Annotated in this window: 10 protein-coding genes; all 10 read left to right on the top strand. The window is 44.9% G+C overall.

What is annotated here, in order from left to right; all coding sequences use genetic code 11:
• Positions 1-20: 20 nt before the first annotated feature.
• The 10 genes from frc (ICN39_RS09870) to ICN39_RS09915 all read left to right on the top strand — a co-directional run bounded on the left by frc (ICN39_RS09870) (position 21) and on the right by ICN39_RS09915 (position 9,091).
• A complete protein-coding gene (gene frc, locus ICN39_RS09870) occupies positions 21-1,271 on the top strand; it encodes a formyl-CoA transferase (RefSeq protein ID WP_216233862.1) in 1,251 nt (416 codons plus the stop codon).
• Between the two features lie 82 nt (positions 1,272-1,353).
• Positions 1,354-1,782 carry a PAS domain S-box protein gene (locus ICN39_RS09875; RefSeq protein ID WP_216233863.1) on the top strand — a complete coding sequence of 143 codons (429 nt, stop codon included), beginning with the start codon at positions 1,354-1,356 and terminating at the stop codon, positions 1,780-1,782.
• Between the two features lie 140 nt (positions 1,783-1,922).
• Positions 1,923-3,170 (top strand): formyl-CoA transferase, encoded by a 1,248-nt coding sequence (frc, locus tag ICN39_RS09880; RefSeq protein ID WP_216233864.1) that lies wholly within the window; start codon positions 1,923-1,925, stop codon positions 3,168-3,170.
• A 1-nt stretch (position 3,171) separates the two neighbouring features.
• Positions 3,172-4,104, top strand: coding sequence for a methionyl-tRNA formyltransferase (locus ICN39_RS09885; protein WP_216233865.1), 933 nt, complete (start codon positions 3,172-3,174; stop codon positions 4,102-4,104).
• Positions 4,105-4,291: 187 nt separating this feature from the next.
• Positions 4,292-5,044, top strand: a complete 753-nt coding sequence (locus tag ICN39_RS09890) for a transporter substrate-binding domain-containing protein (protein WP_216233866.1) — start codon at positions 4,292-4,294, stop codon at positions 5,042-5,044.
• A 20-nt stretch (positions 5,045-5,064) separates the two neighbouring features.
• A complete protein-coding gene (locus ICN39_RS09895; RefSeq protein WP_216233867.1) occupies positions 5,065-5,724 on the top strand; it encodes an amino acid ABC transporter permease in 660 nt (219 codons plus the stop codon).
• Complete coding sequence (locus tag ICN39_RS09900) at positions 5,721-6,449, top strand: amino acid ABC transporter ATP-binding protein (protein WP_216233868.1); 729 nt, start codon at positions 5,721-5,723, stop codon at positions 6,447-6,449. The genes ICN39_RS09895 and ICN39_RS09900 overlap by 4 nt, the downstream gene beginning before the upstream one ends.
• Before the next feature lie 2 nt (positions 6,450-6,451).
• Complete coding sequence (locus ICN39_RS09905; RefSeq protein WP_216233869.1) at positions 6,452-7,123, top strand: amino acid ABC transporter permease; 672 nt, start codon at positions 6,452-6,454, stop codon at positions 7,121-7,123.
• A gap of 48 nt (positions 7,124-7,171) precedes the next feature.
• The gene (locus tag ICN39_RS09910; RefSeq protein ID WP_216233870.1) at positions 7,172-8,611 is read left to right on the top strand and encodes an amino acid permease; all 1,440 of its coding nucleotides are present in this window, start codon (positions 7,172-7,174) and stop codon (positions 8,609-8,611) included.
• A gap of 15 nt (positions 8,612-8,626) precedes the next feature.
• Positions 8,627-9,091, top strand: coding sequence for a cupin domain-containing protein (locus ICN39_RS09915; protein ID WP_216233871.1), 465 nt, complete (start codon positions 8,627-8,629; stop codon positions 9,089-9,091).
• Positions 9,092-9,120: the final 29 nt, after the last annotated feature.

Below are 9,120 nucleotides of genomic sequence, written 5' to 3' on the forward strand. Positions count from 1 at the left end.
AGACTTAAGGAGAAACAAACATGACTAAACCATTAGAAGGTATTCGCATTATTGACTTCACACACGTACAAGCAGGTCCTGCATGTACTCAGTTGTTGGCATGGTATGGCGCTGACGTTATCAAAGTTGAGCGTCCAGGTTCTGGCGACGTAACTCGTAGCCAATTGCGCGATATTCCAGGTGCAGATGCTTTGTACTTCACAATGTTGAACGGTAACAAGCGTTCTTTGACTTTGGATACTAAGACTCAAGAAGGTAAAGAAGTTTTAGAGAAGATGATCAAAACTTCTGACGTAATGGTTGAGAACTTTGGTCCAGGTGCTTTGGATCGTATGGGATTCTCTTGGAAGCGTATCCAAGAATTGAACCCAAAAATGATCATGGCTTCTGTAAAAGGTTTTAGCGATGGCCACTCATACGAAGACTTAAAGGTATATGAGAACGTTGCTCAGTGTGCTGGCGGTGCTGCTTCAACAACTGGTTTCTGGGATGGTCCTCCTACTGTTTCTGCTGCTGCTTTGGGCGACTCCAATACTGGTATGCACTTGGCAATTGGTATTTTGACTGCATTGATGCAGCGTCAAAAAACTGGCAAAGGTCAAAAAGTATCTTGCTCAATGCAAGACGCTGTATTGAACTTGTGCCGCGTAAAGTTGCGCGACCAACAACGTTTGGACAAGATTGGTTACTTGGAAGAGTACCCACAGTACCCACACGGTTCATTCACTGACGTAGTTCCACGTGGCGGTAACGCTGGTGGTGGCGGTCAGCCAGGTTGGGTGTTGAAGTGTAAGGGTTGGGAAACAGATCCAAACGCATACATCTACTTCACAATTCAAGGTCACGCTTGGGAGCCAATTACTAAAGCTTTGGGCAAACCAGAGTGGGCAACTGATCCAGCGTACATGACTGCTGAAGCTCGTCAAGACAAGATTTTTGACATCTTCGCAACCATCGAAGACTGGCTCAAAGACAAGACTAAGTACGAAGCTGTGGACATCCTCCGCAAGTTCGATATTCCATGTGCTCCAGTTCTCTCAATGAAAGAATTGGCTAACTCACCAGACTTGCGTAAGAGCGGTTCTATTGTTGAAGTTGACCACAAAGTACGTGGTAAGTACTTGACTATCGGTAGCCCGATCAAGTTCTCTGATTTGGAAATCGAAGTTGGTCCATCACCAGTATTGGGTGAGCACACTGACGAAGTATTAGCTGACCTTGGCTATAGCGCTGATGACATCGCTAAGTTGCACACAGCTAAAGCAGTTTAATAACAAGTAACACTGGCATTAATTTGAAGGCGCTCTTAGTGAGCGCCTTTTTTATTTCTCAAAAACTCTATAGACTGACGATATGAATACCAATATTGATTTACACCAGTTAGTGGAGTGCGTTGGGGACGCCATCATCGTGGCGGATGCCCATGAAAAAATTGTCTTGTGGAATCCTGCTGCTACTCGCATCTTTGGTTATTCAGAGCAAGAAGCCCTTGGAAACACCTTGGATCTGATTGTTCCTGAGCGTCAACGCCAAAAGCACAATGAAGGCTACAGCCATTCCATGGAGACGGGTACGACCCGCTATGGAGCTTCCTTATTAAAAGTTCCAGCCAAACATAAGGACGGTGGAACTCTTTCGATTGCTTTTACTGTAGGAATGCTATTTGACGCCTCTGGAAAGGCTAACGGGGTGGTTGCTGTCATTCGGGATGAGACGGAGCGTTTTGCCCAAGAAAGGGCCCTTAAAAAGCGCGTTTCCGATCTTGAAAATCCTCCGGCATAGCTGCATATAGACCCTAACAAGGGTAAATGCAGATTTAGAAGAGATCCATGCCCAAAAAACGGGCGCGCTAGAATTTTCCCCATTTCCCACTGGTAAAATTGCCTTAATTCAAAAATTACATTCTTATTAGGACTTAAATCATGGCAAAAGCACTAGAGGGGGTCAAAGTCCTCGACTTTACGCACGTTCAATCAGGCCCAACCTGTACTCAGTTACTGGCTTGGTTTGGTGCAGACGTCATCAAAGTAGAAAAGTCTGGCGAGGGCGATGCAACACGCGGTCAGTTGCGTGATATTCCCGATGCAGATAGTTTGTATTTCACGATGTTGAACCATAACAAGCGTTCGATTACTGTGAATACCAAAACCCAAAAGGGTAAAGAAATTCTGGAGCGCTTGATCAAAGAGTGCGACGTATTGGTTGAGAACTTTGCACCAGGTGCACTCGATCGCATGGGATTTTCTTGGGAACGTATTCAAGAACTTAATCCTATGATGATCATGGCCTCTGTAAAAGGTTTTGGTCCTGGCCCATACGAAGATTGCAAAGTTTACGAGAACGTTGCGCAATGTGCAGGTGGCTCAGCATCAACTACTGGTTTTGATGACGGTCCTCCAATGGTGACCGGCGCACAGATTGGCGATAGTGGTACTGGTTTGCATTTGGCATTGGGTATCGTTACTGCGCTATATCAACGTACTCATTCTGGCCGTGGTCAGAAAGTATTGGCGGCGATGCAAGATGCCGTACTGAACTTGTGTCGTGTGAAGTTGCGCGATCAACAACGTTTAGAGCGCAACGGTACGATGCAAGAGTATCCTCAGTACCCAAATGGTGAGTTTGGTGACTCTGTACCCCGCGCCGGTAATGCTTCGGGTGGCGGTCAGCCGGGTTGGATTCTCAAATGCAAAGGTTGGGAAACCGACCCCAATTCTTATATTTATGTAGTGGTGCAGGCGCCAGTATGGCCCGCAATATGTAAAGTCATTGGCCGCGAAGATTGGATCACTGACCATAACTTCGCATCCGCAATGGCACGCTTACCCCGTCTCATGGAAATTTTTGCTGAGATTGAAAAATGGACGATGACCTTAAGTAAGTTTGAGGTTATGGAAGCGCTCAATAAGTATGATGTTCCTTGTGGCCCAATTCTTTCTATGAAAGAAATCGCTGAAGAGCCTGCGTTGCGTGCTACCGGCACCGTGGTTGAAGTGGATCATCCAATTCGCGGAAAGTACCTCACTGTTGGTAACCCAATCAAGATGTCTGATAGCCCAACCGATGTGACTCGTTCACCATTGCTCGGTGAGCATACCGATGAGATTCTTAGCGAGTTAGGTTACTCAACCGATGAGTTAATTGAATTACGTCACGATAAGGTGATCTAAGATGCGGGTTGCTTTGATTGGTAGCGCGGATTTTGGTAAAGCAGCTTTAGAGGCTTTTTTAGATCGCGGTGATGAGCTTGTTGCCGTCTTCTGTCCGCCAGATAATCCCAAGGCAACCAAGCCCGAAGTCTTAAAAGAGGCTGCTCTGGCAAGGGGTTTAACCCCCTTGCAGTTCCCTTCCCTAAAAGGGCCGGAGGCTGCTCAAGCGATGATTGATGCCAATGCCGATATCTGCGTCATGGCTTATGTGCTTCAGTTTGTTCCCCAAGAGCTCTGCAAGATTCCGAAACACGGCACGATTCAATATCACCCATCTTTGCTGCCTAAATATCGTGGGCCAAGCGCTATTAATTGGGCAATCGCATTAGGCGAAGAGAAGACGGGTTTAACCATCTTCCGCCCATCTGATGGTTTAGATGAAGGCGAAGTGATCTTGCAAAAAGAGGTGGCCATTGGACCTAATGACACACTCGGCAAGATCTACTTTGATCATTTATTCCCGATCGGTGTGAAAGCTCTCCTGGAGACTGCTGATCTCGTAGTTGCAGGCAAGCATCAAGAAATCGTTCAAGATGAATCGCAGGCTAACTACGAAGGCTGGTTTGATGCGAATGCCGCACAGATTCATTGGGCGACTCATATCACTCAAATCTATAACCTGATTCGTGCATGCAATCCTGCGCCTGGTGCATGGACTAAGTTTGGCGAACAAAAAGTACAGATCTATGATTGCCACAAACATGTGGCAGCAACGTTTGGTGCCGTTAAAGGTAAGCCAGGTGAAGTGACTCAAATCACGCTAGATTCTTTCTTCATCACCTGCCATGGTGGACAGATTGAGGTCCTGAAGGCTAAAGGGGCTGCGGGTAAAGTGACTGGTGCTGAATTGGCTAAAGAGTTGAATCTAGAGGTAGGACAGTTCTTTACTCTTTAGATTGGTTGGCAAACAGCCCGATGAGTCAATCAACTGCGATGCTCTGCAGTTCCTGCCGCAAGATCATCGTTTACAAATTGCTCTTCCGCTGCTATCTTTTGATGGAATGCTTTTAAGGCTAATTGATTTGAATTAGCTTGTTTAATTTAGAAGATGCCACCTGATTTTTACTACAAGGATTTTGTATATGAAACGCCGATTTTTGCTATTGCTGATTTGTGCTCTAAGTTTAGGCATAGTTGCCTGCTCTAAAGGAACCAATTCAAGTGAAATTAAGGTAGCCGTATCGCCTGCATCGCCACCGATGCTCTTTGATCAGAATGGGCAGATTGTTGGCGTAGATATGGATATTTTTCAGGGCTATTGCAAATCTCGTGGCTGCACCTTAAAAGTCACTCCTTATGATTGGCAGGGAATGCTTGGTGCAGTGTCAAGCGGTCAAGCTGATGTTGCCTTCTCTGGCATCTCGATCACAGATAAGCGCAAAGAGGCGATGGATTTTTCTCGGCCTTATTACGATAACTCTTGGCATTTAGTAAGTCTTAAAGGTAAAGATATCAAGATTACTGATTTAAATCAACTTAAGAAGTATTCGATTGGCTACCCACGTGGCATGGCTTACGATGACTTGATCAGAAATGAGCTAGAGCCAAAAGGCTACTACTCTTTGAGCAAGGTAAAACTATACCCTTCATATGCTGAGGTGGTGACTGATCTCCAGAATGGCAATATTGATTTGGCATTCATTGAAGAGCCTGTGCTCTTGAACTATGAAAACAAGCTAAAGCTTCCTTTGGAAAGTGCTTATGTATTCAAGGGTTACGATAAATTGGGATTTGCCTTTGCTAAAGGCTCCAAGTTGCGTGATGACTTTGATAAGTATTTAACAGAGCTAGGACCAGAAAAAATTCAAGCGATCTTAGATAAGTGGATGAAGTAATCCTTTAGCAAAAGTTCGTCATGAGTCTTTTAGATATTCTGCTGGAGCTCTGTAAGGGTGTTGTCTACACCGTTATCGTGACACTGGTTTGCAGTATGACCGGCCTTGTTGTCGGTCTACTGCTTTCTAGTCTGCATCGACTCTCTATTAGAAGTGTTTCATTTCTCATCGATATCTACACCTATGTCTTTAGGGGCGTTCCGGTACTTGTTCTCTTATTCTTGGTTTACTTTGGCCTTCCCGGAATTGGCATTAAGCCACCGCCCTTAATGGCAATGGCGCTTAGTCTGGGTTTGGTTGCCGGCGCCTATTTAACCGAAGTCTTTCGTGGAGCATTTAATTCGGTCGACCCAGCTGAGATAGTTGCTGCACAGGCCATGGGTATGAGTCGCATCCAGGTGCTTCGTTATATTGAAATTCCCCAGATGCTCCGTTTTTCCATCCCCGGCATGATCAATGAATTTACCTCCGTTCTGAAATATTCCCCCTTTGCCTACACCGTTGGTATTCCAGAGATCACCAAGGAGGCCATGACATTGACAGCCAATACCCTAAAGGGAATTGATGTTTATCTGATGGTTGGAGTCCTTTATTTTGTTATTTATCGGATCTTGTTATTGGGTGTTCAACTCATTCAAAAGCATTATGAAATTCCAAGCATGAAAGAAGCTGCGGTATGACGGTAATCACCATTCGGGACCTCACCAAGGAATTTGAGGGTCAGTTAGTCCTCTCGGGGATTAACCTGGACTTGCAGCAAGGCGAAGTGAAAGTCCTGATGGGCTCTTCTGGTAGTGGTAAATCAACCCTCTTAAGATGCTTAAATCGCTTGGTAGAGCCTACCTCCGGATCAATTCAATTCAAGGGCAATGAGATCTTAGGTCCCAACGTAGATGTTCGGCAATTACGCAAGCAAATTGGCTTTGTATTTCAGCAATTTGCTTTGTATAGCCATCTCACCGTATTAGAAAATGTCACATTAGCCCTGCGTAAGTTAGAAGGTATGGGGCCTAAAGAAGCTAATGAAAAGGCTTTGCATGAGTTATCTCGTTTTGAGATGACCTTCCATCAAAGCAAGTATCCCTCGCAATTGTCCGGCGGGCAAAAGCAGCGTGTTGCTATTGCACGAGCTTTAGCGATGGACCCAGCCGTATTGCTACTTGATGAGCCAACCTCAGCCCTGGATCCCATCATGTCTCGTGATGTTGGCGATCTCATTAACCGCTTGCATCACAATGGGATCACCATGATTTGCGTAACTCATGATTTGGGTTTAGCAAGTGCTATTTCTGATCGGGTGCTGTTTTTGGATAAGGGCATCATTCGTGCAGATGAGCGCATTGATGTTCTCGCCAATAATCATTCAGATCCAGAGCTGCAAGCTTTCTTTGGCAAGAGAGAGTAGTTATGGCGGGATCTTGGAGCGGTTTTGAGCGTGACCTTCTTGAGCAGATGCCGCTCATATTGGCTGGACTTTCTAATACTCTCCAATTAGCAGTTGTTATTAGCGTTACAGGATTTTTATTGGGCGTTGTTGTCTTCTATCTGACGCTCAGTAAAAACGTCTTTATCCGCAATGCCATTAATGGGTATATCTCCTTCTTTATTGGCATGCCCTTGATCGTGCTCCTGTTCTTGATGTATTACGGACTCCCTCAATGGGGGATCCGACTCAATCCATTTACAGTTGCCGTCATCGGATTTACCTTAAATGTGGCCGCTTACAATGCGGCGTATCTAAAAACAGCATTTAACGGCCTGGATAAGAGCCAGCTAGAGGCCGCTAGAGCACAAGGCTTTAAGCCGTCACAGATATTTCGCTTGATTACTCTGCCGCAGGTATTGCGTACATCAGTGCCAGCATTAACAAATCAAGTAATAGCTAACCTTAAAGATAGCTCGATTACATTTTTGATTCAGTACACCGAGTTCTTTGCACGAATGCAAGAATTGGCTTCTACCAATTTTCAGTTTTTCAAAGCCTACTTACTCACCGCTTTAGTATATTTACTCTTAGTTTCCGTAATAGTCTTGGTGGCCAGAAGGATTGAGCGTCGGTTACTAATACCCATTAGCTGAATTCAGCTTAAGACGGCCAAGTTTGTTTTCACCAGAAATTGGATTTATATGGACAGTAATCATAAGTTAGAGCGTGGTCTAGGTCAGCGACAAATCGAAATGATCGCTATCGGTGGCTGCATTGGCACCGGCTTATTTATGGGGTCTGGTAGGACTATATCGATTGCTGGTCCTAGCATCATTTTGATTTATGCCGTTATTGGCTGCATCTTATATTTTGTGATGCGGGCAATGGGGGAGTTGCTTCTATCTAATCTGAATTACAAATCCTTTGTTGATTTTTCAGAAGACTTATTAGGGCCATCAGCAGGCTTCTTTATGGGCTGGACGTATTGGTTTGCCTGGATCGTGGCTGCAATTGCTGAGATTATTGCGATTACTGGCTATATTTCTTTCTGGTGGCCTAACTTACCTCCTTGGATATCCGCTCTTTCCATTGTGCTTTTATTGCTCACTCTCAATATTCTCAGTGTTAAAGCATTTGGGGAGCTAGAGTTTTGGTTGGCCATTATCAAAGTGATTGCCATTGTTGGTCTAATTGCCCTCGGGATTTACTTATGTATTACTGGCTTTGTTTCTCCGAGTGGGGTTGCCGCTCATATTAGCAATCTCTGGTCATACGGAGGGCTGTTCCCTAATGGAGTCTCGGGATTACTGGGAGGCCTGCAGACTGCCATCTTCGCATTTGCTGGAATGGAAATCATTGGCACAATGATGGCGGAAACAAAGGATCCAGAGCGGATGCTGCCTGATGCGATTCATAAAATTCCTTTCCGCATCATGATTTTCTATATTGGCACTGTCATGGTTTTAATGATGGTGACTCCTTGGGTCGACATTTCTCCTGACGAAAGTCCTTTTGTAGGCATGTTCTCCCTGGTGGGTATGGTGAGCGCTGCATCCTTGATTAATGGCGTGGTGATTAGTTCGGCTACCTCATCGAGCAATAGCGGTATCTACGCCACATCACGCATGGTGTATGGCTTAGCAAAGAATCATCACGCGCCATCTATTTTTGGAAAATTATCCTCCCATAAAATTCCTACTGGAGGCATCTTTTTCGGAACGGGGCTTGTGCTGTCGGCATCCCTCATACTGACAACCACGCAGTCCATGATGAGCGCATTTGAATTGGTTGGCAGCGTAACAGCCATCCTCTTTATTTATATTTGGTCGATGATTTTGTTTTCCTATCTTGCATATCGCAAGCGTTTACCTCAGGCCCATGACGAATCGAAGTTTAAGACCCCTCTGGGTAAAACGATGACTTATGTTGCATTTGTATTTTTTGCTATTGTGATCTACGCCCTAGGCCTAAACGAAAACACACGTATTGCGCTGTACTTCTTGCCATTATGGTTTGTGGTGCTTGGATTCTTCTACTGGTTCAAGACTCGTAGAAGTGTGAATCAAAAAGTCTTAATCGCAACCTTTAAGAAAAAAGTCATTGAACAAAATGCTGCTGCAGAAATATATAGAGCCAGATAGGGATATATGCAAACTGTGAATTCTCTAGTTGATGATCTCAAGCTTCTGCCGCATCCAGAGGGTGGCTTTTATCGAGAAATGTATCGTTCACCCACCATTGTTAGCGCTGAAGGCGCAGGACAAAAGAGTGCCTACACCAGTATTTACTATCTTCTTTCAGGTCAAGACTTCTCATCATGGCATCGCATTAAATCCGATGAGACTTGGTATTTTCATAGCGGCTGCGATGTCACTATCTACTTTTTTGATGAAAACAAAGAGCTGCAAACTATTCAACTGGGGCTGGATTCAAAATGCTTGCAGGCTACCATTCCTGCCAATGCTTGGTTTGCTGCCAAGCCAATCAGTCAAAACTCGTTTTGCTTAGTGAGTTGTGCTGTAGTGACCTGTCTGGTTTTATCGGACCAATTTCATCTAGAAACTCTGGCTCCCGTTATTAATTCCTTTTGCCATCCAGCGACAAACTCTGTTGGGGTTTGATAATCCAAACTTGAGTGTGGCCTGATTAA

The organism is Polynucleobacter sp. AP-Reno-20A-A9 (assembly GCF_018882085.1).
In the GTDB taxonomy this organism is placed as follows: Bacteria; Pseudomonadota; Gammaproteobacteria; order Burkholderiales; family Burkholderiaceae; genus Polynucleobacter.